Here is a 25,120-nt window from a genome sequence, read left to right on the forward strand (position 1 = left end):
TTCCGCAAGCAACGAAGCAGTTCGCCCGTTATGACACACCGCCGCCAGGCTTACCGGATAAAGAGCAACTCGCGGTATTTCGGCAACGACCACATTTCGTCGTCCACAATCAGTTCCAGCTTGTCGGCGTGGTAACGGATCACGTCGAAATACGGCCACACCTTATCGTGGTATGCGACCGCTTTCGCATATTCGTCGGTGATCCTGTTTGCTACCTTACGTGCCTCGATCATCGCATCCACATTACGCTTAATGGCGCTTACATGCCCGGCAATTTCTTCGATCAGCGCAGCATCCATCGACGCAAGCTCTTTCGCCCGCTTGGGAGGATAAACAGCCTTGATTTTGTACACATTGTCGAGCAGCAGCGACTGGTAACGCGTAGCAATCGGGATGACATGGTTGACGGCCAGATCGCCCAGCACACGCGCCTCGATCTGAATCTTTTTCGTGTATATCTCCCATTTCACCTCGTTGCGTGCCTCAAGTTCTTTACGGCTCATCACCCCCGTCAGGGCAAACATCTCCACACTCTCGCGACTTGTGTACATGCGGAAAATTTCGGGCACACTCGTTTCGCAGTTCAGTCCTCGCTTCTTGGCCTCTTGCCGCCACTCCTCGCTGTATCCGTTGCCCTCGAAGCGAATCGGTTTCGAGATGCGGATATACTCTTTGAGCACTTCAAAGATAGCTCGTTCCTTCGTTTCGCCCTGTGCGATCTTCGCATCGACCGACGCCTTGAACTCCATCAGTTGCGCCGCCACCGCGGCATTGAGCGCCGTCATGGCCGACGAGCAGTTGGCCGACGATCCGACAGCGCGAAACTCAAAGCGGTTACCCGTAAAAGCAAAGGGCGATGTACGGTTACGGTCGGTATTATCAAGCAGCACCTCCGGGATATGGGTTATGCCGAGCCGCAGCTTTTTCTTTTTATCGAGGATGATCACCTTTTCCGTCGTACTTTGCTCCATCTTATTGAGGATATCGTTCATGTGGGTGCCGAGGAAGGCGGAGATGATGGCCGGCGGCGCTTCGTGTGCTCCCAGACGGTGCACGTTCGTAGCCGAGCTGATGGATGCCTTGAGCAAGCCGTTGTGTTTATAAACAGCCATCAGCGTATTGACGAGAAAAGTGATAAAGCGCAGATTCTCTTCCGGCGTCTTGCCCGGGGTAAGCAGCCCCACGCCTGTGTCCGTACCGATCGACCAGTTGCAGTGCTTGCCGGAGCCGTTCACGCCGGCAAACGGTTTTTCATGCAGCAACACGCGAAAGCCGTGACGACGGGCTACCTTTTTCATCAGCAACATGATCAACTGGTTCTGATCGATGGAAAGGTTCGTTTCGCTGTAGATCGGTGCCAGTTCAAACTGGTTCGGAGCAACCTCGTTGTGGCGCGTTTTGAGCGGGATGCCGTATTTGCAGGCCTCAAATTCGAGGTCTTTCATATATGCCGTGACACGCGTCGGGATCGAACCGAAATAGTGATCTTCGAGTTGCTGGTTCTTGGCCGACTCATGCCCAAGCAGTGTCCGACCGGTCATCAACAAGTCGGGGCGTGTAGCGTAAAACCCTTCGTCCACAAGAAAATATTCCTGCTCCCATCCCAGATAAGACGACACTTTTTTCACGTTCGGGTCGAAATAATGACACACGTCTGTCGCAGCCCTGTTGATGGCATTGACGGCTTTCAACAGCGGAGCTTTCAGGTCGAGCGCTTCACCGGTATAAGAGATGAAAATGGTGGGGATGCACAACGTGTCGTCCATGACAAATGCCGGCGACGAAGGGTCCCAAGCCGTATATCCGCGCGCCTCGAACGTGCTGCGGATACCTCCGCTCGGAAAGCTCGACGCGTCCGGCTCCTGCTGCGCCAGCAATTTGCCGGAAAATTCTTCGGTAATGCTTTCGCCCGGCCCATCTACGTAATCGATGAACGAGTCGTGCTTCTGCGCCGTCCCATCGGTCAACGGCTGAAACCAGTGCGTGTAGTGCGTGGCGCCCAGCTCCATTGCCCACATCTTCATGCCTGCGGCTACGTGGTCGGCAATGCCGCGGTCTAACGTCTGTCCTTTTTCCACAGCATCCTTGATGACGCTGATCGTGTCTTTCGACAGATATTTTTTCATGACGGAATACGTAAAAACATATTTTCCGTAAAACCCGGACATCGGCCCTTCCGGCGCTTGAACGTCCAGCGCTTTCTTCCTGAAAGCCTCTTCTACTGCTTTAAATCGTAACGTACTCATAACGATTACCGGGATTCGTTTTTATTTCAAAATGATATGATTTGCTCTACATTGTTCGATCATCTCGTCTGACCATAACGACGCCTGCACCTCGCCGATATGCGCGCAGCGGAGGAAATACATGCACAAGCGCGACTGCCCGATGCCTCCCCCTATCGATAGCGGAATCTCACCGTTCAGCAACGCCCTGTGAAACGCCAGCGACCGGCGTTCCATGCAATTTTCAAGTTCGAGCTGACGAAGCATCGCTTCCCTGTCGACACGAATCCCCATCGACGATATTTCGAGCGGTGCGTCGAGGACCGGGTTCCACAGGATAATGTCGCCGTTCAGTCCCCGATGCCCGTCAACCGTCGGGGTCGACCAGTCGTCGTAATCCGGAGCGCGGCCGTCATGTTTCTCGCCGTTCGAGAGGGTTGCCCCGATTCCGATGATGAAAATCGCACCGTATTTCTTCGCCGCCTCATACTCCCGGTCTTTAGGCGACATGTCCGGACAGGCAGCCAGCAACTCTTCGGCATGCAGATACGTGATCTTATCCGGCAGAAACGGGGTAATATGCGGAAAAGAACGGTACGTCTTTTCTTCCACCGTCTTGAGAACGCCATAAATTTGATCGACGATCATACGCAGAAAATCGAGATGACGGTCTTCGGCACGGATCGTACGCTCCCAGTCCCACTGATCAACGTAGATCGAATGGATATTGTCCAGTTCCTCATCGGCGCGGATCGCGTTCATATCGGTATAAAGCCCTTCGCCTGGCGGGATATTGTAAAAGCCGAGCTTCATCCGTTTCCATTTAGCCAGCGAGTGCACCACTTCGGCGCGACGGTCGTTCATATCTTTAATAGGAAACGATACGGCACGCTCCACCCCGTTCAGGTCGTCATTCATCCCGGTGCCTGAAAAAACGAAGAGCGGAGCGGTTACCCGCCGCAGTTTCAATGTGGCCGCCAGTTCTTCCTGAAAAACCCGTTTCAACATTTTGATAGCCTCTTCCATATCCTCCGAAGCCAAAGTCGGCCGATAATCGGCCGGAATGTACAATTTCATTTTACTATTGCTTTGTTTTGTAATTTCTTATCCGGGAGACTTTATGTCGTTCTCATCCCCGTGTAACAACGATCAAAAAACGCTAATATCCGACAAAAGTAGTATTCCTTCCGGAAATACGGCAAGCCAAAAGTACGTTTTTTTGAAAAGATACTCCCCTACTCCGACATCAATGTTAAAATAACAAAAGGCAAGAAGGATCAAATGGGAGTGCATACCGTTTTATATTACTTTTGTGCGAAAATACAAAACGAGGTGAAGACAAGCAAACGATGGAAATATCTCGGCATGCTGACAGGACTGTATTTGTGCACGTGCATGCCGGAAAGTCTCTCGGCCGCAGACGGCAAAAGCTACTGCTTTCGGGTGTATTTGAAAGATAAGGGAGTAAAAGCTCCGGGCCGGACGGATGCGAGGCTTTACCTTTCGGCCGAGTCGGTCGAAAGACGAGCAAAGCGCGGGGTTGAGCTGTCGGTTTCCGACATCCCGATTTCACCCGGGTATATTCGCACGGTCGGCGCTACGGGCGGACAAATAATTACGCAAAGTAAATGGATGAACACCGTCGTGATCGAACATACCGACAGCCTGATTGCCGACCGGCTGAAAGCCTTGCCGATCGTCGATTCCGTCCGGTGCGTATGGCACGGCCGGAACCGGTTGCAGCAAGTCGATTGTCCGGACGATACAGGCGTATTCGAATCGTACGACACGGTATCACAGGCATATTACGGACATGCCACGACACAGATCGAGATACTGAACGGAGTGCGGCTGCACGAAGCCGGCCGGCACGGAAAGGGGATGCGCATTGCCGTTATCGATGCCGGCTTCCTGCACGTAGACAAGATCGCAGCGTTTACTTCGACCGATATTATCGGAACACGCAACATGTCTTTTCCCGGGAACAGCGTCTTTTGCGAAGATGATCACGGAACGAAAGTCTTATCGTGTATGGCAGCCAACCTGCCCGGCGTGATGGTCGGCACAGCGCCCGACGCGTCTTATCTGCTCATCAAAAGCGAAGATACAAGAGGCGAGTATCCGATCGAAGAAGATTTCTATGCAGCAGCGCTGGAATATGCCGACAGTGTCGGGGTCGATCTCATCACCTGCTCGCTGGGCTATTTTCAGTTCGATACGGAACCGGTTTATACCCGTGCCGACCTGAACGGAAGAACGGCATTTATCACACGCGTAGCCGAAGAAGCGGCAAGCAAAGGAATGCTGATTATTTGCAGCGCAGGGAACGAGGGGAAAAACGAATGGCAGAAGATCACCTTCCCGGCCGATGCGCCCAACATACTCACCGTAGGCGCCGTAACCACCGAAAAAACGAAGAGCGCTTTCAGCTCTACCGGATTGACGGCCGACTATCGGGTGAAACCCGATGTGGTTGCACTGGGTACGAACGTCTGCGTGATCAACGCGGCCGGCCGGCTTCAATGGGTCGACGGCACGTCTTTTTCCACCCCCACACTGGCAGGACTTTGCGCATGCCTCTGGCAGTCGCTCTCGTGGTTGAAAAATAAAGAACTGATTGACTTGATCCGGCAAACGGCTTCCCGATCGAAACATCCGGATGCGGAACTGGGATATGGCGTGCCGGACATGTATAAAGCATACAGAAAGGAGATGAATGAACTCCTTTAACGACATCCGAAGCGAACGGCCGGACGCCCTGTCGCTGACGGAACTGAACCGGTTGGTGAAAACTGCTCTCGACGAGGCACTGCCCGGAACGTATTGGGTACGCGCCGAAACGAGTGAGGTGCGCGTCAATGCAACCTCCGGACACTGCTATCTCGAATTGGTGGAAAAAGACGAGACATCGGGACAACTCGTCGCCAAGTCGCGCGGCACGATCTGGGCGCGTAATTTCGCGATATTGAGAACGTATTTCGAACAGGAAACGAAGCAAACCTTCATCTCCGGCCTGAAAGTACTCGTTAATGTCTCCGTCGGATATCACGAACTGTACGGGCTCTCGCTGACCGTTCACGATATCGATCCGTCCTATACAGTTGGCGACATGGCCCGAAAGCGTATGGAAGTGATCCGCCGTTTACAGGAAGAAGGCGTATTCGACCTGAATAAGGAACTTACATTAGCCATACTGCCCCAGCGCATCGCAGTTATTTCCTCGCCGACGGCAGCCGGCTACGAAGACTTTGTCAATCAGCTAACCCATAACGACTACGGCTTTCCATTCTACGTCAAACTTTTCCCGGCGCTGATGCAGGGCGAGAAAACGGAGGAAAGCGTAATCGCCGCACTAGAGCGGATTTACGTTCATCGCGAACTGTTCGACGTCGTCGTACTGATTCGCGGCGGAGGATCGGCAGCCGATTTAAGCAGCTTCGACTCATATACGCTGGCCGCCAACTGTGCGCAATTCCCCTTGCCCATCATTACCGGCATCGGGCACGAACGCGACGATTCGATCGTCGACAAGGTAGCCCATACGCGTATGAAAACACCGACGGCCGTAGCCGCGTTTCTGATCAACCGCATGGCAGAGCAGCTTGCCCTGCTCGACGAGCTGCGGGAAACCGTCTGCGAAGCGACACGTAACCAGCTGACAGCAAAGAAAACGACATGGCAGATACTGGCCACGCGTTTTCCGGTATTCGTTACCGGACATCTTGAGCGTCATCGGACAAGCTTGCACACGCTGACAGCCCGTCTGTCGTCCGTGCCGAAGCACCTTGAGAAGCATGCGGAACAGCTCGAACTCGTCCCCGTGCATATCCGGAAGGCAGCCGATGCCATGCTGACCCGCCACACCCATGAGCTTGCACTCAGCGAACAGCATATCAGGCTGGTGTCGCCGGATCATATCCTGAAACGAGGCTATACGTTGACACTCAAGGATGGAAAAATTGTCAAACATGCGGCCGACTTATCAGCAGGCGACGAAATATTCGTCAAGTTTACCGACGGCGAACGAAAAGGAAAAATTTTAACATAAACAGATAGAACGACCATGGCAGAAAAAAAGGAGTCATACAATAAGGCGATTGAGAAACTTCGGGGCATCATTCAGGATATCGAAAGCGGCGAGCTGGATGTAGACGTGCTTTCGGAAAAGGTGAAAGAAGCCAGCCGGCTGATTAAGCTGTGCAGAGAAAAGCTCTTCAAAGCCGACGAAGAAGTGAAGAAGATTCTCAACACATTGGATCAGGCATAATACATAATAATAGATGAAACGCACGGTCATTCTCGTGGCAGGCGGCAAAGGCCTGCGTATGGGCGGCGAACTGCCGAAACAGTTCATCCCGCTGCACGGTCGCCCGGTTCTGATGCACACCATGGACGCTTTCTTCCGTTGGGATGCGGCAGCCGAACAGATCATCGTCCTGCCCGAAGAACAACAGGCTTACTGGCAGATGCTCTGCCGCGAACTAAACTGCGCGATACCGCACCGCACAGTGCATGGAGGAGAGACCCGTTTCCACTCCGTGCGCAACGGGTTGCAAAGTGTCGACGGAGACGGATGGATCGCCGTACACGACGGTGTACGCCCTTTCGTTTCGCATGCCGTGATCGACGCGTGCTTCGCGGCAGCCGAACAGTTCGGAGCTGCTGTCCCCGTCCTTCCCATGATCGACTCCGTGCGCGAAGTCAACGGGATGCAAAGTCGTCCGTTCGACCGGGAACGATTGCGCATCGTGCAGACGCCACAGGTCTTTCGGGCCGACTGGCTGCGCCATGCCTACGAACAACCTTACCAATCACAATTTACCGACGACGCGTCACTCGTCGAGGCTGCCGGATATCCCATTCATTTAGTCGACGGTAACCGCGAAAACATCAAAATCACTACGCCCGTCGATTGGCGATGGGCCAAAATACTTGCAAAAGAGCAAACACATAATTCTCCTGAAAATTAGACTATAAACATGTAACAACACGCATAACAAACGCAAAAAATTAAAAAAACGCCACTTATATTTTGATATATTTTCATATTTTCTCTACTTTTGTCAAATTATAGACTTAATAGTTTGGATAATAATGATAGAGCTATGAAAAATGAGATTCACATCGAGGAGTAAATAAGAGATAGGAAGTAAAGACGTTTTCGATATAAACAGAATAATTGCTCCCCTAACATAAATCAAACAAGTTTAAAAACAAAAAACATAATTCTATGAAAAAGTATATCTTCTTAGCGTCTGCCCTTTTTGTCTTGATCGCAGCCTGCACAAACGCTCCTGAAAGATTTCGATACAGTGCAGAGCAAATAAATTCATTGGCACTTGATAGTACCCTTGTACTAACCCCCGACAATCGATCCGTAGAAATTGTAGATGTAAATTCGTTCCTGAAACCGCAGGAATTCAACCTGGAAGAATTGATCAAAGAGATCAAGGTGGTTCCCTTGGAAACGACCGATGAAAGTCTGTTGGATGCCATATATAAAATCATCGTTACCGACTCCAATATCTACATTCACGACAGACTTAAAGGGGGAGGAGTCGCCATTTTTGATCAGAATGGTAGGTTTATAAAAAGATTGAGCCACGGACAAGGGCCCGGAGAGATTTATCGATTGTATGATGTGTCCTACGATTCCGAAAAAAGAGAGCTGGTGCTATATCAGCATCCATTTCTACTTTTTTATACCTCGAATGGTAAGTTCATCGAACAGAAAAGACTGCCTTTCGGATTCTATAATTTTCATGTTATCCCCGACGGGTACATTTTTAAAACGCTTGATCAACAAGGAAATGGGCATTTAGGAAAATTTAAAGACCATACTTTATTTGTAACGGACAAGAACTTTAAACTAAAGTCAGTAGCATTACCTTTTTACTTTAACAATATTAACTACGGAGGATATAACTACTTATATCATAACTATACCTTTAACATAACACAAAGATTTGTAGATACGATCTATCAATATACAAGTACGACCAATCAACTTGACTCAAAATTTGTTTTGGATTTTGAAAAGAAAAGACTTCCTGACAAGTTCTTAGAAGGTTCCATGCCGGAATTTCGCGATGCAATTAAAAACAACAACTATTACTATTTTTTAGGAGAGTATTTGGAAACGGAACACCAAGATGCTTTTTTCTTAATGAATGATTACATTGGATTTAACACGATAATATACAGGGATAAAAAATCAAAAAAACTGACAGGGGGCACTCATGCCATTTATGACAGTGAAAAACAAATACCATCCATAGGATTTCCTGTTTCATCCTATAGAAACTATTTTATTTCTCTTCATTACCCTTCATCTTCAGATTCTTTGTTATTTAACAGCATGTTTCTATCCGAGAAGGATAAAAAAATTATCGCGAACATGAAAGAAGATGACAATCCTCTGTTGATCTTTTTCGAATTAATGGATTTTTAACAATTATCAATACAGACAAACGACTGTTTCTTGTATTTATGGAACTTGATATAAAGGCTAAAAGATTAGTCTTTTCCCTCATATCAATTGGTTCAAATGCTCTTGCAAGTAGCCCTGTAAAAACATCCCAGCACGTGTTAAAGCTTTAAGCAGATGGATTGTTTTCGTGTTGAACTGTTTATTCGCCTAAACAACTCAACACTCATCACAAATATTTATTACACAGCGTTACAGATCATCAACCAGCGCGCTTGATTTAGCATAAGCCGTAGAACGCGCTTCGAAGAAGTCGGTCTTGATCATATTGGCATTCGAATATTGCGATACCCATGACATCGAGGCCGGTTCGGAAGTATATCCCTCGAAAAGCGGATCGAAACCAAGCGATCTAATGCGCAGATTACCCAGATATCGGATGTAATCGCGTATCATTTCGGTAGTCAGCCCTTCGATTTTATCGCCCAGTACGTATTCGCCCCACTTGATCTCTTCCTCCACCCCTTTGGCAATCATGGCACGGTATTCTTCAATCAGTTCGGGAGTAAACATTTCCGGACATTCCTGTTTCATCTCGAGAATGATGTTACGGAAAAGCCACAAATGCGTATTTTCGTCGCGATTGATATAACGAATTTCCTGTGCCGATCCGGGCATTTTGCCGTTTCGTCCGAGGTTGTAGAAAAACATGAATCCCGAATAAAAATAAATACCTTCGAGAATATAATTGGCGATAAGCACGCGCATAAACTGTTCCACGCTTTTATCTTCCATGAAAGCATTGTAGAGATTGCCGATGAATTTATTGCGGTTAAGCAGCACCTCATCGTTCTTCCACTGATACAGGATGGCGTCACGCTGTTCGGGCGAGCAGATGGTGTCGAGCATATAACTATAGCTCTGTGAGTGCACGGCTTCCTGAAAGGTTTGGATATTCAGGCAGAGATTCACCTCGCTTGCAGTGATATAATCGCTGATGTTCGGAAGGTTGGCCGTCTGAATGCTATCGAGGAAGATAAGGAAAGACAGAATTTTATCGTAAGCCGTACGCTCCGCCTCGCTGAGTTTTGCGTAGTCTTTAAGGTCTTGATTCAGATTGATCTCTTCAGGAATCCAGAAGTTATTCATAGCCTGACGATACCAATCCGATACCCATTTATACTTCATATTATTGAAGTCGTTCAGATTGGTGGTGTTGCCGTTAATCATACGTTTTTTCGACAGTTCGGTATCACCGTGCTCATTGAAGAGCGGTTTGCGCTGAATGGTTTGTATATGACTCATGATGATATAATATATATAATGTATAGTTAAGAAATCAGGACGAGCAGGATTCGCATTCTTCGACTTCGAGCGACTTGGAGCGCACGTAGTAGATGGTTTTGAGACCGCATTCCCATGCTTTGATGTAGAGTTCGAGCACTTGACGCAGGGTAAAATCATTTGTGATATAGAGGTTCGTACTCTGTGACTGGTCTACATGTCGCTGTCGAACGCCTGCCGCGCGTATGCTCCATGTCTGGTCTATGAGGTGCGCATTTTTGTAGAGCCACCACGTCCGATCGTTCAGATCAGGCGCAACACGGGCGATGGTGGAACCTTTCTTTTCTTCGAGGAAGAAGCGGTTCATGATAGGATCGGTGCATGCCGTCGTTCCGGCAATGATCGACGTGGAGCTGGTGGGAGCCACGGCCAACAGATAACCGTTTCGCAGCCCTTTCGTGCGAACTTCTTCTGCCAGCGCATCCCATCGCGGCGTTCCTTCGTATTGGCGCAGTCGGAAATAGTCGCCTGTCTGCCAGTCCGACCCTTCAAAATATTCATAGCCTCCTTTCTCGGCCGCCAGCTCGGCACTGGCTTGAATAGCGTAGTAGTTAATCGTTTCCATCAGCTTGTCGGCCAACTGCAAATGTTCTTCGCTCTCCCATGCAACGCCTTTTTTCGCCAGGAAGTGATGGTATCCCATCACCCCGAGCCCGATAGGACGGTAGCGGCGGTTCGTGATACGTGCATATTCGATGGGATAGAAATTCAGGTCGATCACATTGTCAAGTGCACGGACGATGGTTCGTAATACGTGCCGCACTTCTTGCTCGTCGTCAAAATTAATCTTGCTGACAACAAGTGAGGAAAGGTTGCAGACCACGAAATCGCCCGGACGTGATTTCTCCACGATGACCGTATCTCCATCGGGTGCAATTACGACTTCGGTAGAAATGCTTTCAATGGCCGACATGTTTTGTGCAATCTCGACACAGAGGTTCGAGGAGTAAATCATCCCTTTGTGTTTGTTCGGATTGGCGCGGTTCACCGTATCGCGGAAAAAGGCGAACGGAGTGCCTGTTTCAATGGCCGACTTCAGAATCAGACGAATCATATCTTTGAGCTGTACCTCGGTCTTGGGAATGCGGGAATCGTTCACGCAGTCGTGATAACGTCTCTCCCACTCTTCACCGTAATAATCTTCAAGCTCATAGCCCTTGATGCTTTTAATCTCATGCGGACACATCAGATACCACGGTTGATTCATATCTTCACGCACCATTTTCCAGAAAAGATCAGGGTAGCAAACGGCCGGAAAGACATCGTGCGCTTTCATGCGGTCGTCTCCATTATTCGTGCGAAGTTGCAAAAAATCAAGAATATCCTTATGCCATACATCGAGATAGCAGGCTACGGCTCCGGAGCGCACGCCAAGTTGATCGACGGCCACAGCCGTGTCGTTCGCCAGTTTGATCCATCGCACAACGCCGCCTGCCGCGCCTTTATAGCCGCGAATGTCGCTGCCATTGGCGCGTACTTTTCCGAAATAGAGTCCCATGCCGCCTCCGAATTTGGAAACATTGGCAAAATTGGTGATGCTCCGATAAATTCCGTCGAGCGAATCGGGGACCGTATCGATAAAGCAGCTCGACATCTGGTAATGCGGTTTGCGGGCATTGGCCATCGTGGGTGTAGCCATCGTCACTTGCAGTTTACTGAGGATATCGTAGATATCGCGTACAATCTGTAAACGATTATGCCGCTCATTCATGGCCAGATGCATGGCAATACCCATAAACATTTCCTGCGGCGTTTCGAGTTGCTCATGCGTAAAGTTACGTATCGTATAACGGCGCAGCAACAGGTCGAGCCCGCTGTATGTAAGCAGATGATCGCGCTCGGGAACAAAGAAAGTCTCAATCTCGTCGATCTCTTCTTTCGAGTAATGCTCAAGGATATATCGACCATAGTATCCCTCACGCGTGAGATAAGTGAGTTTATCGAAGAACGTACCGATTTTAAGGGCTTCCATCTTCCGACCGACATTCAGTTTACTCTGAAAACTTAATAAACGGCCGGCAATGAACTCCCAATCCGGTTCTTCGGCCGTGATACATTCTACAGCCGCGCGGATCAGGGCTTTCAAACATTCGTCGGGCGTCATAGTCGCCTTATGGAACGAACGGTATTTCATCCCCAACGTATCGAACGATTTGTTCAGATGCGGAAAGTCTTTCTGTATATCTTTCAGTAAGCGGTGCATGCCCTTGTGCGTGACCGTTTCTTCTATTTCGAGAATGATGGCGCGGTACTTCGCCCGCTCTTCGCGATACAGAATGAAACGACGAGCCTCACGGTAGAATCCGTTACGCATCAGTTCAATCTCCACCACATCCTGTATCTGCTCTACCTTGATTTCGCCCTCCTTCGCAAGTTCCCGGAGTCGTTCTTCTACGTTTTCGATAAGCCGAGTCAACGCTTCCTTAGGACACTCTTCTTTGATACTTGCAAAGGCGGCACGTATCACGCGCTTTATTTTCGAGACGTTATATCTCTCTTTCGTTCCGTCTCGCTTAATGATATTTTTGAAATCCATTTTGTGTTATGCTGTGTTTCTTGAGGCCGCAAAAGTACATCAATCGGGAGAGAAAAACAAACTCCTCGTCTTCTCTCCGGATAAATGCTTTTTCACAACCGATAAAAGATAAAAACCTAATAAACAAAGCATTTAAAACACATAATAAACATCGTCCGACACTTTTTTTCAAAGCATCCATTGGGTAACCGACACTTTCCGTTATCTTTGCCTATCTCGGTTTGTAAGACCAACCGAACGACACTTGTAAGGACCCGAAAAAATGTTTCACAGGGCAAAAATATTATATTTTCGGCACACATTCCCGACTTTTTGAACCATAAACTAACCATTATTGGCGACATGAACGCAAAATTTCCCCTAAAATGGGGATTGCGGAGCGCGATAAGCCACCGTATCTTTGCACTGTGAATTTTTAAAAGATCGCAGTAGATAAAAAAAACATTTTTATACGAGATCTATTATAAACAGTAAACCACGTAAGTCAAATAAATTTCTTTTCAGGAGTCGGCCGTAAGTGATTACCGTCGATTCCTTTTTTTATGACAAGAAAGAAAACAACCAACTTGTACCAACATGATGGGATACCCCTATTATTGGGGAGAAATTGCCATAAAATACCGACAATTCGGGATTGCCCCCTTTTGTGAACACCTCTACTTTTGCACCCGTAAAATAAAAATTAAATTAAAAACATTAGGTATTTAGATTATGAAAATGAGAAATGTAATGACATTAGCGTTTGTTACGCTCGGTTTGGCATTCGTCGGATGTGACAAAAAAGACGACGTAAAAGAAACGATCAAAAACTCCAAAACAATCGATGCCACTAAATATGATATGTGGACCTATGTGAATTTAGAGACAGGCCAGACGGAAACACACCGCGACTTCAGCGAATGGCATGTGATGGAAAATGGAAAGCTTCTCGAAACCATCCCGGCCAAAGGTTCGGAAGCCGATATCAAAATTAAATGGCATATCGCGATTCATCGCTTCGATATACGGACAAACGAAGGCGAAGCCATTGCCACCAAAGAAACGGAGTTCAGCAAGGTGACAGGACTTCCAGTCGGCGATTACAAGAAAGACGTGGAAATAAAAGACAAAATGTTGGTCGGTTTCAATATGGCGGATATGATGAAAAGTAAATTTACTGTTGCCGGTATAGCAAAAGTAAATCCGGTACTCAAAACATGGATTGTGGAAAATCCTATGGGAAAGGCACCCGTACTCTCCAAATCCGTTTTCGTAGTAAAATTTAAAGACGGAAGCTATGCCAAGATAAAGTTCACCGATGCTACGAACGACAAGCAAGAGAAAGGCCATGTCTCTTTTAATTACGAATTTCAACCCAAATAACATTTCGTAAAAGATGAAGTCGTTTTTGGGTAACATATTGTTTCTGCTTTTGCTGACGGTGCCTTCGGGCACCGTTTTCGCAGAAGACAAAGAGCTTGAGGTCGGCCGGTATACGGTTAAGGGTACGGTGGTAGACGAAAACGGCGATCCGTTACCCGGAGCGTCTGTATGGGTGGTAGGCGCTACGATCGGCGCCGGTACGAATGCGAACGGAGAGTTTGCCATCCGTTTGAATGAAGGGCGCGAATATACGCTTCGTGTATCATTTACCGGATATATCCCCGAAGAGGTGAAGGTGAACCGGCAAACGGGAGCACAGCCTCTGCACGTTATCTTGAAGCCGGCGGAAAACGAACTGAACGAAGTCGTCGTTACCGGTGCACGGATCGCAAGGCCGCTCAAAGAAGTTCCGGTACTGACCCGCGTCATCTCGCAGAAAGATATCCAAGCGCTCAACCCGATGAGTATCGAGACGCTTCTTCAATATGAATTGCCGGGATTACAAATTACCTACAACAGCATGAGCCGGATGCCGCAGATTAAGTATCAAGGCGTAGACGGCGAATATATGCTGTTCCTGATCGACGGGGAGCGGATCAGCGGTGAGGGAGCCGACCATAACGTTGATTTTACGCGCTTCAATGTCGACGAGATCGAACGGATCGAGTTTATTCGCGGATCGCAGTCGACCGTTTACGGCTCGAATGCGCTGGGCGGCGTAATCAATATCATCACCAAAAAAGCCAATCGCCCGTTTATCGGGAACATTCATGCGCGCTATGCCGGGACGAACGGACAGAAATATACCGTTTCGGCCGGAACAAAGAAAGACCGCTTCTCCTCACTCACGAATATCACTTTCCGTACAAGAGATACGTACTCGGTAGGGGATAAAAACGGTAAGACATTAAAATTATACAACCCCGACGGCACGGCAAAAGACAGTATACTCAAAGCCGAATCAACAACCGTCTACGGATACAAGGTCTGGGATGCCTCGCAGAAGTTCGGCTATGCTTTTACCGATAAGCTCAGCGCCGATCTGCGCGGGTCGTTCTATCACAACATGCGCGATGTCCCCGAGGGGGGGAAAATTCAGGATATCTTCGTCGACTATGCATTCAATACAAAAGTGAATTACGTCTTCAGAGACGATCGTCGACTGATCGTATCGTATAACTACGACAATTATAAAAAAGATAAAGATTTTTTCAAGGCGAAATTCAAGCGTACGGATTATCGCAACCGAACACAAATGCTGCGCGCCGACTATTCGGGCACGTATGGCGATCACACCGTTAGCATCGGGTCCGAAGGATTTTTCGAATACCTGAAACATTACATGATGAAAGACAGTGCCGATGCCAGAAATGAAAACTATGCATTCTATATGCAGGAAGACTGGAAGCCGTTCTCTTCGCTCAACGTGATCGTGGGAGTACGTGCTGACTATCAACGAAAATATCACTGGCATGTAACGCCGAAAATATCCGCGATGTACCGGCCGGCCAAAACGGTTACGCTCCGTGCCGGCTATTCGCAGGGATTCCGTTCACCATCGCTGAAAGAATTGTATCAGGAATACGATATGGGCGGGCAAGGTTTCCTGATGCTTTACGGCAATCCGGACCTGAAACCTGAAACAAGTCACCAGTTCTCCCTCTCGGCCGAATACACTCAGGGAGGATTCAACGCTTCCGTATCAACTTCGCACAACCGGTTTCATAATAAAATTACGTATAAAGAAAAAAACAAAAATGCTGCCGAATGGCAATATACCAATGCCGAACATGCCAGAACAACAAGCGTAGAAGCCATTTTGCAAATGCGAATGGATTTCGGGTTGACAATGACCGGCTCATACGCTTACGTGAACGACTACGAGCAGGTGAACGGAAAAAACACTTCGTCTGTCCGTCCGCACAGCGTAACGTTCCATGCCGTGTATTCCCGCAAATTCGGCAAAATCGGTATGAATCTTGCACTGAACGGGCAATGGGCTTCGCAGCTGAGTACGTACCGATTCTCGAAAGACGGTACTCATCGGTCGGTCACCTACGACGCACGTACCTTGTGCAGTTTGAATGCCGGCGTGACGATGCCTAAAGGAGTCTCGGTCAATGTGGGCATCGACAACTTATTCAATTATCAAGACAAGGCCGCAGACAGTTCACTGCAATTACCGCAGAAGGGCATCAGCCTGATCGGTACGGTAAACATCAATCTGGCCGATATGTTCGGATTATAAGTTGTGTTTTCCTCATTTATGGGGATATAACGTGTTAAAATACCCGAAAATAGGGATTGTCGGTTTCTTGTTCTCTGCCGAATTTTGCATCGTCAAATTTTAACAATAAAACAAATGATGAAAAGAACAGTTACTTTATTATTCTTGGTATTGTGTTCCATTAGTAGCCTGTATGCAACAGAAATTGGGGCGGCGGACAGAGATTATATTATAAAAGGTACCGTAAAAAACCGGCAAGACGAACCGATACCGTATGCTACGGTTATGGTGACCGGTACCAATATCGGTATGGCAGCGAATGTCGAAGGAAAATTTCAGATCAAATTGAACAGGGGCAATTATAAGCTCCGCATATCCTGTACGGGGTATGAACCTCGCACGGTAGAGGTGGATGCCGTAAAAGAGCCGGAACTTGATATTGTGCTTGATGAAGCGAAAAACAATCTTACGGAAGTGGTCGTCACCGGCACACGCAGTGAAAAGATGTTGAAAGACGAACCGGTAGTAACCCGTGTCATTACGGCCGAGGATATCAAGAAAATCGATCCTCAGGATTTTAAGAGCTTGCTTGAATATGAACTTCCCGGATTACATTTCGACGGAGCGGCACACGGCTCGGGACTTCCGGCCATCTCTTTTCAGGGGATGGACTCCCGTTATTTGCTTTTCCTGATCGACGGGGAGAGAATTGCCGGCGAAGGAGCATTGGACAATGTGGATTTCAGTCGTTTGAATGTAGATAACATCGAACGGATCGAAATTGTAAAAAATGCCATGTCCACACTTTATGGTTCCAATGCATTGGGTGGGGTAATCAATATTATCACCAAAAAAGCGAACCGTCCGTTCGTCGGAACGGTATCGACACGTCTGACGAGCCGCAAGGACAGGAAATATACGGTATCGTTAGGTACGCGGCAGGAAAAATTTTCGTCACTGACGACCGCATCGTTCAGTCGTCGAGACCCTTTTACCTTTGAAGAGCGAAAGCCGACAAAAAGATTATACGAACTGCCCGACGGACGTGACTCGATCGGGGTAAATAAAAAATTAGGGAAGTTGAATATGCGTGGATATGAAACTTTTTCGATCGCACAAAAATTAGGATATGACTTTACGGATAAACTGAGCGCCGAGTTGAACGGCAGTTTTTATCAGAACAAGTTGCTGTATGTAAAGGAAGGAAAAATAAGCGAACGATTTCGTGACTTTACGTTCGGTGGAAAAGTGAACTACATCTTCAACGAAAACAGTCGGCTGGATTTATCCTATCATTATGACAATTACTTTAAAGACGATGTTGATTCGGCCGATCATCATAAAACAAAAATCAGATACCGGGATATTCTCAACAATGTTCGGTTAAATTACAGTCTGCTGTTGGCCGAACGCCATTCATTGACTGTGGGCAGCGAAGTAAACGCCGAAAAACTGCGAACGAACTGGTTTAAGGATACAACAGCCAACAGCATCACGAATTATGTGCTGTATGTACAGGACGATTACCGGATTACCGACCGCCTGACTCTGGTCGGAGGAATCCGCATGGATTATCATTCGCTGTATAAAGTGCATGTCAGCCCGAAATTGTCAGCGATGTATAAAGTCGGCAACGTGACGTTACGGGGAGGATATGCTGCCGGATTTCGCTCGCCCTCAATGAAAGAATTATATGGAGAATTCAGTCATGGTGGGATGTTTAAAATTTATGGCAGCACCGACTTAAAACCCGAGACGAGCCATCATGTTTCCCTGTCGGGGGAATGGACGGCCGGCATCTTCAATATCTCCGCTACCGGATATTACAATTGGTTCAACAAAAGGATTGCGATGCAACAACGCATTTCCGAAAATAAGAAGCAAAAATATCCCGACTTTGTGTATGTCAATGCCGATTCTGCCAAGACGTACGGAGCCGACATCAATATGCAGATACGGCTGCCATTCGATCTGACATTGAAAGGTACTTATTCGTATGTGTACGACGATACGAAAATAAAAGGAAGAAGAAGTTCCTATGTACGCCCGCATACAGCCGTTATGCAGGCCGAATACAGTCGTAAGTTCGGTAACTGCCGGGCTACTTTAGGTCTGAACGGCCGATGGATGAGCGGTGTAGATTATTGGGCGACATCGTATGTTTCCAAAAAAAGAGTTTTCACCAAATTGGAATTAAACGACTATATGATCTGGAAACTCAATGCTTCTTGCCGGTTTCCGAGAGGTGTTACACTGAATATCGGCATTGACAATCTCTTTAACACAAAAGACGATAATTTTAGCGACCTTTATGCCATATTTTCACGTGGCACGGAATTTGTTGCAAACCTGTCGGTCAATATAGCCGAACTGATCGGAAAGTAATGATAAGCAGAAACAATATAAAACATGAAACGTAAAATTTATTTATGGGGAGGGATCGTCGCTGTCATATTGGCAGCGGCGTTCTTTGTATATTCCAAGTGGATGTCTGCCACCAAAGTGGCTTTTGTCAATTATCAGATCATTACCTTGGGCGAGATTCACAAGGCCAATGACAATTCGTTTATTAAAATTGCAACGGTCGATACCGAAGAGCTGGATAAGCTCAAAGGTTACGACATGGTCTTTATCAATGCGATGGGGTTGCGTATCACCGAAGAACAGCGGGCACAGATACAGAAGGCGGCAGACGAAGGGCTGCCTGTCTTGTCTACGGCAGTGACCAATCCGGCGAACAAAATTATCTCCATCGACTCGCTTCAGGCCGATACCCTGAAACAGTACCTGAACAACGGCGGACGACGCAACTACCGGAGCTTGCTTAACTACGTGCGTAAATACATCGACGGCAAAAAGATTTCGCTCCATGAGCCGGAAGCTGTCGTAGAGCGCGCCAATGACATGCTCTACCATGCCGTTCCGGGCAAGCCGGACGAGGAGGAGCTCGGCTTCAATTCGATTGCCGAATATCATGCGTTCCTCCAAAAGCACGGACTGCTCAAGGAAGGAGCGCCGCGTATCATCATCACCGGCCCGATGGGGCAGCCGGCCGACTTGATCCGCCGGCTGGAAGAAACGGGCAATGTAGTCTATCCGGTACGCAATATGAAAAACCTTGTCAGCAACCATCACATCGACTCGGTACAACCTTCGGCCGTCATCAATATGGCGCACGGGCGTATGGGCGACTATATCGTCGACTATCTGGCGCAACAGAACATTCCGCTGTTTGCTCCGCTCAATGCCAACCGGCTCGTGGAGAAATGGGAGGATGACAAAATGGGTATGAACGGCGGGTTCCTCTCTCAAAGCGTGGTTACCCCCGAGATTGACGGGGCGCTCCGTCCGTTCGTCGTTTTCGGGCATTACAAGGACGAGGAAGGAATGCATCACGCCTTCGCGATTCCCGAACGGCTCGAAACATTCGTGGAAACAATTAATAATTACCTCAGCCTGCAACGTAAGCCGAACAGCGAAAAGCGGGTGGTTATCGTATATTACAAAGGTCCGGGACAAAATGCCCTGTCGGCTGGCGGAATGGAGGTAGGGCCTTCGCTCTATAACCTGTTGGTACGCATGAAACGCGAAGGCTACAAAGTGGAAGGGCTTCCCGCCTCATCGAAGGAGCTGGAACGCATGATACAAGCTCACGGGGCTGTGTTCGGCGCATACGCCGAAGGAGCGCTCGACGAGTTTATGAAAACCGGTCAGCCGGAGCTGATCACCAAAGAAGATTACGAAAGCTGGGTGAAGAAAGTCATCCGCCCCGATAAGTACGCGGAGGTCGTCGCTGCATTCGGCGAGTTCCCCGGCTCGTATATGGCCACAGAGGACGGACGTTTGGGCATCGCACGCCTGCAATTAGGCAATGTGGTGCTGATGCCGCAAAATGCAGCCGGTCGTGGCAACGATAACTTCAAGGTGGTGCACGGTACAGATGCCGCCCCCCCTCATACCTACATCGCTTCGTATCTCTGGATGCAGTTCGGATTCAAGGCCGATGCTCTGGTGCACTTCGGGACACACGGCAGTCTGGAATTTACGCCGAGAAAACAGGTGGCGTTAAGCAGCAACGACTGGCCCGACCGGCTCGTGGGCGCCGTGCCGCACTTCTACATCTACACCATCGGCAATGTGGGAGAAGGCATGACAGCCAAACGTCGCTCATACGCCGGACTGCAATCATACCTGACGCCTCCGTTTATGGAAAGCAGCGTGCGAGGCATCTACCGCGAACTCATGGAGCGCATTAAGATTTATAACAATATGGAGGGAGCCTGCTCGTGTGGCGGAGAACACGACCACGAACATGCGAAAAAAGACACCCGTAACGAGGCCGATCTGCATCGTGCGTCGCTGGCCGTAAAAGCGGCGACGGTGAAGTTAGGCATTCATCGTGAGTTGGGCTTGGACAGCGTCATGACCGTTCCCTACTCCGAAGATGACATCCTCCGCATCGAGAATTTTGCCGAAGAGCTGGCAATGGAAAAAATAACGGGGCAACTCTACACGATGGGAGTACCTTACGAAGACATCCGCATCACCAGCAGTGTCTACGCGATGGCTACCGACCCGATTGCCTACAGCCTGCTCGCACTCGATAAACTGCGCGGACGCGCCGATGAGCAGACGGTCAAACATCGCGCGTTGTTCACGCAGCATTACATGAATCCGGCGCGCGAACTCGTTACGCGTCTGCTGGCTAACCCCGCTCTGGCATCGGACGAACTGATCTGTCGTACCGCAGGCGTCACTCCCTCCGAACTGGCCAAAGCGCGAGAGATAGAAGAGTCGCGCAAATCGCCCGGAGGGATGATGGAGATGATGATGAGCATGAAACGCGAGGCTCCGGCCGAAGCCAAAGTGCACGCCGACGCTTCGGATATGAAAGGAAAGCCGACAACAGTGTCCCAAAGGAACCATGGTCAAATGCCTGAAGCTATGAAGGAAATGGCCAATGCACACGGTGAAATGCCACAAGCGATGAAAGAGAAGATGACCCAAGCAGACGGTCAAATGCCTGAAGCCATGAAAGAAATGGCGAAAGCGCACGGAGAAATGCCGCAGGCGATGAAAGAGAAGATGACCCAAGCAGACGGTCAAATGCCTGAAGCCATGAAAGAAATGGCGAAAGCGCACGGAGAAATGCCGCAGGCGATGAAAGAGAAGATGGCTGCCAAAGGAAAAGACAGCGCATCGGCTCACGGAAAAGCCATGCCGGCAGGTATGAGCGGCATGATGGGTGGCAGCATGCCGAAGAAAAAAGAATATACGAAGGAGGAAATTAACTTTGCGCTGGCTATCATGGAGGTAGAGCGTACCATCCGCAATGTGGGACATTACAGAGAAGCGCTGCGGGAAAGCCCGGAGAAGGAACTGCATTCGATGATCAACGCCATGAACGGCGGATACACCCGTCCGTCGCCGGGAGGAGACCCGATCGTCAATCCGAACACGTTGCCCACCGGACGCAACCTCTACGGCATCAATGCAGAAGCTACGCCGAGCGAGGCCGCCTGGGAAAAAGGCATACAGATGGCGAACAACACGATTGAGCTGTACAGACGCCGTCATAACGACAGTATCCCTCGCAAGGTGAGCTACACGCTGTGGAGCGGCGAGTTTATCGAGACGGAGGGAGCGACGATTGCTCAGGTATTGTATATGTTGGGCGTAGAACCGTTACGCGACGCTTTCGGACGGGTGACGGACTTGAAGCTCATCCCGTCGGAAGAACTGGGACGGCCGCGTATCGACGTGGTGGTGCAGACGAGCGGTCAGCTGAGAGACCTTGCCGCTTCGCGTCTCTTCCTGATCAACCGCGCCGTAGAAATGGCGGCGGCGGCCAAGGACGAGAAATTCGAGAATCAGGTGGCTGCCGGCGTGGTAGAAGCCGAGCGCACGCTGATCGAAAAGGGTCTTACGCCGAAAGACGCCCGTGAGATTTCGACCTTCCGGGTCTTCGGGGGAATGAACGGCGGCTACGGCACCGGCATTCAAGGCATGGTGATGAGCGGAGACCGCTGGGAGAGTGAAAAAGAAATCGCCGACACGTACCTGAACAATATGGGCGCATATTACGGCAGCGAGAAGAACTGGGAGGCATTCCGCCAATTCGCTTTCGAGGCGGCGCTGACCCGCACCGATGCCGTCATCCAGCCGCGCCAAAGCAATACGTGGGGAGCGTTGAGCCTCGATCATGTGTACGAATTTATGGGCGGACTGAATCTGGCTGTACGCAACGTCACCGGAAAAGACCCCGACGCTTACCTGAGCGACTACCGCAACCGTAACAACTTCCGCATGCAGGAGGTAAAAGAAGCCATCGGCGTAGAGAGCCGGACGACGATCTTCAACCCTGCCTACATCAAGGAAAAGATGAAAGGCGAGGCCGGCGGAGCAGGCGCGTTCGCGGAGATCGTACAGAACACCTACGGATGGAACGTGATGAAACCGGCAGCCATCGACAAGGAAATGTGGGACGAAATATATAATGTATATGTCAAGGATAAGTTCGAGTTGGGCGTTCAGGAATATTTCGAGACCCAAAACCCGGCGGCGCTCGAAGAAATCACGGCCGTCATGATGGAAACCATCCGCAAAGGGATGTGGCAAGCCACCGAGCAACAGATCACCGACATTGCCAAGCTGCATACCGATCTGGTGAACAAATACAAACCGTCGTGCTCCGGCTTTGTCTGCGACAATGCCAAGTTGCGGCAGTTCATCGCCTCGAAGACCGACACGCCGTCGGCCGAACAGTACACACAGCACATCAATCAGATACGTGAGGCCGCTGCTTCGGGCAACCAAAAGAACATGGTGATGAAGAAAGAAGACGTTTCGTCCGGTGCGCAATCACAGACGAACGTGCTGAACAATGCGATTGTGGCTGCTGTCGTGGCGCTGGCCGTCATTGTGTTGATATGGCTTGTGCGTCATCGCCGCAAAAAAATGCGGGAATAAGATGGAGACCGTCGTAGTCGTCCTGATGATACTCGTTTGCTTCAACTTCATGTTGAAGCAAACGTATCGCAAATGGTGGTCTATGCTGGTGATTGCCTTTGTCTGTGCCTTGTTCGTCGGGCTGATCTGGCCTTATGCCATCGAACAGTCGAAGACACAGATTGCCGACTGGCTGTCGAACCCGGCGCTGATGCTCGACACCTCCGTCGTGTTAAGCATCGAGGTCGTTCTTCAGATGGCTTTTTGCATGTTGGCCGCGCATGTAATGACCACCGGTCGCATACGCAAACGCACGCTGTGGAGCTACAAAGCGCTGCGCTGGTTTCCGGGACTGCTCATCTTCCCGGTTCTTTTCAGCGGATTAGTTGCGCTGATCTTCTCCTTCCCGGGCGTTTCGTTCCCGCTCATCGCGTGGAGCATGGCCGCGGGAGTGCTGGTGTTGATTCCCGCGGGTACGTTTGTGCTGCAACGCCTGTTGCCCGAAAAAGAACTGAGGCTCGAACTGCTGTTTCTGGCCAACGCCCTGATCGCGGTGCTGGGCGTCATCACCACCGTCAACGGCCGCACGGCCGTGACGGGAAACACCGTAATCGACTGGAGTGCGCTGGCCGGATTAACCGCGCTGACCCTCGTCGGAACCATAGGAGGCTTCTTCATAGCCCGTATCAAACGATATTATAAACTACGTAAAAATAAAGAAAAATGAACTATATCTCCGATATTTTATACTGGATATCTACCGGGCTGCTCGTGCCCGTCATCGTGTTGCTGATCCTCCTTTTCATCCGCGCCTTGCTGCTGATCGGAGGCTTCTTCGGACAATACCTCGCCATTCGCAAAAACGAAGCAACCATCCGTCCCGAATTGGAAACATTGAGCAGTGACCGGCTCGACGATTTCGCCGAGCGGTTACCCAAAGGCAATGCTTCGCTCGTGACCGTCTACATGCGCCGCCTGCTGGCCCTCAAAGATAGTCCCGCGCACGTGCAACGTCTGCTGGCCGATTTTGAAATCGCGGCCGACAAAGACTTGTCCGTCTCCAAAACCTTGGCCAAATTAGGGCCGATGCTCGGACTCATGGGCACACTTATCCCCATGGGACCCGCGCTCGTAGGACTGTCGACGGGCGATATCGCTTCGATGGCCTACAACATGCAGGTAGCCTTTGCCACCACCGTGGTCGGACTCTTCTCAAGCGCCATCGGATTCATCACCCAGCAGGTTAAACAGCGCTGGTATCTGCAAGATATGACGAATCTCGAATTTATCGCCGGACTGATCACCGAAAAACGGAACAAGGCATGAAACGGAATCTGCTCAAGAAAGAAGACGATAACGATCCGATGAGCGTAGTAGGCAATCTCTTCGACGTCGCGATGGTCTTTGCCGTAGCGCTGATGGTCGCGCTTGTGGCACGGTTTAATATGACCGAGATGTTCTCGAAAGAAGACTTCACGATGGTCAAGAACCCCGGCACGGAGAAGATGGAAATCATCACCAAGAAAGGCGAGAAAATCGAAAAGTATACGCCTTCGGAAGATAGCCCGTCCGACAAAAGTTCGCGAGGTAAACGTGTCGGCACCGCCTACCAGCTCGAAAGCGGCGAAATCATCTACGTCCCCGAATAGCACGGCGGTCAATGGTTACTCCCTTCGGGGCGTTGAGATGTTTAGTTGTTGATTTGTTGGGGGCATTCATGCATTCCCTTTGAAGGCGGGATATACATGTCGGCGGTATGACGGGCGAGCACAGCGGTTCGCCCGTCTACATTATCGACCTATTCTCCCTTTCCCTGTCCATTCAAAGCATGAGCGAAGAATCTTTCCTTTCCTCTTCCCTGTAGGATTCTTCACTACGTTCGGGATGAAAATTACACACTTTTTTAGGACAGTATCCATCCCTATGGCGCGTACATCGGTCGTCGAGCACCACACAAAAATATATCTCTATGCCCTACGAGAAGAAGGCTTCAAAATATTGCTGTCCGGTAAAACTCAAAAAGACAAAATCATCTTACTCGAAGCCCTTTA

16 protein-coding genes are annotated in these 25,120 nt (G+C 49.4%); 12 read left to right on the plus strand and 4 right to left on the minus strand.

From position 1 onward, the window contains the following. Nucleotides 1-50: 50 nt before the first annotated feature. Nucleotides 51-2,246: a glutamine synthetase III family protein gene (locus ACTTKA_RS08120; protein WP_442724639.1), complete on the minus strand. Its 2,196-nt coding sequence runs from the start codon at nucleotides 2,244-2,246 to the stop codon at nucleotides 51-53. 21 nt (nucleotides 2,247-2,267) lie between these two features. After that, nucleotides 2,268-3,302, minus strand: a complete 1,035-nt coding sequence (asnA, locus tag ACTTKA_RS08125) for an aspartate--ammonia ligase (RefSeq protein ID WP_442713604.1) — start codon at nucleotides 3,300-3,302, stop codon at nucleotides 2,268-2,270. Between the two features lie 255 nt (nucleotides 3,303-3,557). On the opposite strand from asnA, the gene ACTTKA_RS08130 reads away from it, so the two are divergent. The 5 genes from ACTTKA_RS08130 to ACTTKA_RS08150 all read left to right on the plus strand — a co-directional run bounded on the left by ACTTKA_RS08130 (nucleotide 3,558) and on the right by ACTTKA_RS08150 (nucleotide 8,676). Next, a complete protein-coding gene (locus ACTTKA_RS08130; protein ID WP_442724640.1) occupies nucleotides 3,558-4,955 on the plus strand; it encodes a S8 family peptidase in 1,398 nt (465 codons plus the stop codon). Then, nucleotides 4,942-6,273: an exodeoxyribonuclease VII large subunit gene (xseA, locus tag ACTTKA_RS08135; protein ID WP_442724641.1), complete on the plus strand. Its 1,332-nt coding sequence runs from the start codon at nucleotides 4,942-4,944 to the stop codon at nucleotides 6,271-6,273. The genes ACTTKA_RS08130 and xseA overlap by 14 nt, the downstream gene beginning before the upstream one ends. Before the next feature lie 15 nt (nucleotides 6,274-6,288). Next, nucleotides 6,289-6,492, plus strand: a complete 204-nt coding sequence (gene xseB / locus ACTTKA_RS08140; protein WP_442724642.1) for an exodeoxyribonuclease VII small subunit — start codon at nucleotides 6,289-6,291, stop codon at nucleotides 6,490-6,492. A gap of 13 nt (nucleotides 6,493-6,505) precedes the next feature. After that, nucleotides 6,506-7,195, plus strand: coding sequence for a 2-C-methyl-D-erythritol 4-phosphate cytidylyltransferase (locus tag ACTTKA_RS08145; RefSeq protein WP_442724643.1), 690 nt, complete (start codon nucleotides 6,506-6,508; stop codon nucleotides 7,193-7,195). Nucleotides 7,196-7,455: 260 nt separating this feature from the next. Continuing rightward, complete coding sequence (locus ACTTKA_RS08150) at nucleotides 7,456-8,676, plus strand: 6-bladed beta-propeller (protein ID WP_442724644.1); 1,221 nt, start codon at nucleotides 7,456-7,458, stop codon at nucleotides 8,674-8,676. A 228-nt stretch (nucleotides 8,677-8,904) separates the two neighbouring features. On the opposite strand, the gene ACTTKA_RS08155 is transcribed toward ACTTKA_RS08150, so the two are convergent. Both ACTTKA_RS08155 and ACTTKA_RS08160 read right to left on the minus strand, forming a co-directional pair. Beyond that, entirely contained in the window at nucleotides 8,905-9,957 is a 1,053-nt protein-coding gene (locus tag ACTTKA_RS08155) for a ribonucleotide-diphosphate reductase subunit beta (protein WP_385978027.1), read from the minus strand. 34 nt (nucleotides 9,958-9,991) lie between these two features. After that, nucleotides 9,992-12,532, minus strand: a complete 2,541-nt coding sequence (locus ACTTKA_RS08160) for a ribonucleoside-diphosphate reductase subunit alpha (protein WP_442724645.1) — start codon at nucleotides 12,530-12,532, stop codon at nucleotides 9,992-9,994. Between the two features lie 729 nt (nucleotides 12,533-13,261). On the opposite strand from ACTTKA_RS08160, the gene ACTTKA_RS08165 reads away from it, so the two are divergent. From ACTTKA_RS08165 to ACTTKA_RS08195, 7 genes are all read left to right on the plus strand, one after another. Next, nucleotides 13,262-13,894, plus strand: coding sequence for an HmuY family protein (locus ACTTKA_RS08165; RefSeq protein ID WP_442724646.1), 633 nt, complete (start codon nucleotides 13,262-13,264; stop codon nucleotides 13,892-13,894). Between the two features lie 13 nt (nucleotides 13,895-13,907). Further along, complete coding sequence (locus ACTTKA_RS08170; RefSeq protein WP_442724647.1) at nucleotides 13,908-16,142, plus strand: TonB-dependent receptor; 2,235 nt, start codon at nucleotides 13,908-13,910, stop codon at nucleotides 16,140-16,142. Nucleotides 16,143-16,256: 114 nt separating this feature from the next. Then, on the plus strand, nucleotides 16,257-18,506 hold the full coding sequence (locus tag ACTTKA_RS08175) for a TonB-dependent receptor (protein WP_442724648.1): 2,250 nt from the start codon (nucleotides 16,257-16,259) through the stop codon (nucleotides 18,504-18,506). Nucleotides 18,507-18,530: 24 nt separating this feature from the next. After that, on the plus strand, nucleotides 18,531-23,090 hold the full coding sequence (locus ACTTKA_RS08180; RefSeq protein ID WP_442724649.1) for a cobaltochelatase subunit CobN: 4,560 nt from the start codon (nucleotides 18,531-18,533) through the stop codon (nucleotides 23,088-23,090). Between the two features lies 1 nt (nucleotide 23,091). Next, the gene (locus ACTTKA_RS08185) at nucleotides 23,092-23,796 is read left to right on the plus strand and encodes a hypothetical protein (protein WP_442713594.1); all 705 of its coding nucleotides are present in this window, start codon (nucleotides 23,092-23,094) and stop codon (nucleotides 23,794-23,796) included. Beyond that, on the plus strand, nucleotides 23,793-24,395 hold the full coding sequence (locus ACTTKA_RS08190; protein ID WP_442713593.1) for a MotA/TolQ/ExbB proton channel family protein: 603 nt from the start codon (nucleotides 23,793-23,795) through the stop codon (nucleotides 24,393-24,395). Before ACTTKA_RS08185 ends, ACTTKA_RS08190 begins: the two co-directional genes overlap by 4 nt. Next, nucleotides 24,392-24,718 carry a DUF2149 domain-containing protein gene (locus ACTTKA_RS08195; protein WP_074451948.1) on the plus strand — a complete coding sequence of 109 codons (327 nt, stop codon included), beginning with the start codon at nucleotides 24,392-24,394 and terminating at the stop codon, nucleotides 24,716-24,718. The genes ACTTKA_RS08190 and ACTTKA_RS08195 overlap by 4 nt, the downstream gene beginning before the upstream one ends. Nucleotides 24,719-25,120: the final 402 nt, after the last annotated feature.

Origin of the sequence: Tannerella sp., assembly GCF_052170195.1 — a bacterium.
Lineage (GTDB): Bacteria > Bacteroidota > Bacteroidia > Bacteroidales > Tannerellaceae > Tannerella.

Excerpts from the sequence above, each read along its gene's own strand:
- ACTTKA_RS08120 (WP_442724639.1), bottom strand. The coding sequence starts at position 2,246 with ATGAGTACGTTACGATTTAAAGCAGTAGAAGAGGCTTTCAGGAAGAAA.
- asnA (WP_442713604.1), bottom strand. The coding sequence starts at position 3,302 with ATGAAATTGTACATTCCGGCCGATTATCGGCCGACTTTGGCTTCGGAG.
- xseA (WP_442724641.1), top strand. The coding sequence starts at position 4,942 with ATGAACTCCTTTAACGACATCCGAAGCGAACGGCCGGACGCCCTGTCG.
- xseB (WP_442724642.1), top strand. The coding sequence starts at position 6,289 with ATGGCAGAAAAAAAGGAGTCATACAATAAGGCGATTGAGAAACTTCGG.
- ACTTKA_RS08145 (WP_442724643.1), top strand. The coding sequence starts at position 6,506 with ATGAAACGCACGGTCATTCTCGTGGCAGGCGGCAAAGGCCTGCGTATG.
- ACTTKA_RS08150 (WP_442724644.1), top strand. The coding sequence starts at position 7,456 with ATGAAAAAGTATATCTTCTTAGCGTCTGCCCTTTTTGTCTTGATCGCA.
- ACTTKA_RS08155 (WP_385978027.1), bottom strand. The coding sequence starts at position 9,957 with ATGAGTCATATACAAACCATTCAGCGCAAACCGCTCTTCAATGAGCAC.
- ACTTKA_RS08160 (WP_442724645.1), bottom strand. The coding sequence starts at position 12,532 with ATGGATTTCAAAAATATCATTAAGCGAGACGGAACGAAAGAGAGATAT.
- ACTTKA_RS08165 (WP_442724646.1), top strand. The coding sequence starts at position 13,262 with ATGACATTAGCGTTTGTTACGCTCGGTTTGGCATTCGTCGGATGTGAC.
- ACTTKA_RS08170 (WP_442724647.1), top strand. The coding sequence starts at position 13,908 with ATGAAGTCGTTTTTGGGTAACATATTGTTTCTGCTTTTGCTGACGGTG.
- ACTTKA_RS08175 (WP_442724648.1), top strand. The coding sequence starts at position 16,257 with ATGATGAAAAGAACAGTTACTTTATTATTCTTGGTATTGTGTTCCATT.
- ACTTKA_RS08180 (WP_442724649.1), top strand. The coding sequence starts at position 18,531 with ATGAAACGTAAAATTTATTTATGGGGAGGGATCGTCGCTGTCATATTG.
- ACTTKA_RS08185 (WP_442713594.1), top strand. The coding sequence starts at position 23,092 with ATGGAGACCGTCGTAGTCGTCCTGATGATACTCGTTTGCTTCAACTTC.
- ACTTKA_RS08190 (WP_442713593.1), top strand. The coding sequence starts at position 23,793 with ATGAACTATATCTCCGATATTTTATACTGGATATCTACCGGGCTGCTC.
- ACTTKA_RS08195 (WP_074451948.1), top strand. The coding sequence starts at position 24,392 with ATGAAACGGAATCTGCTCAAGAAAGAAGACGATAACGATCCGATGAGC.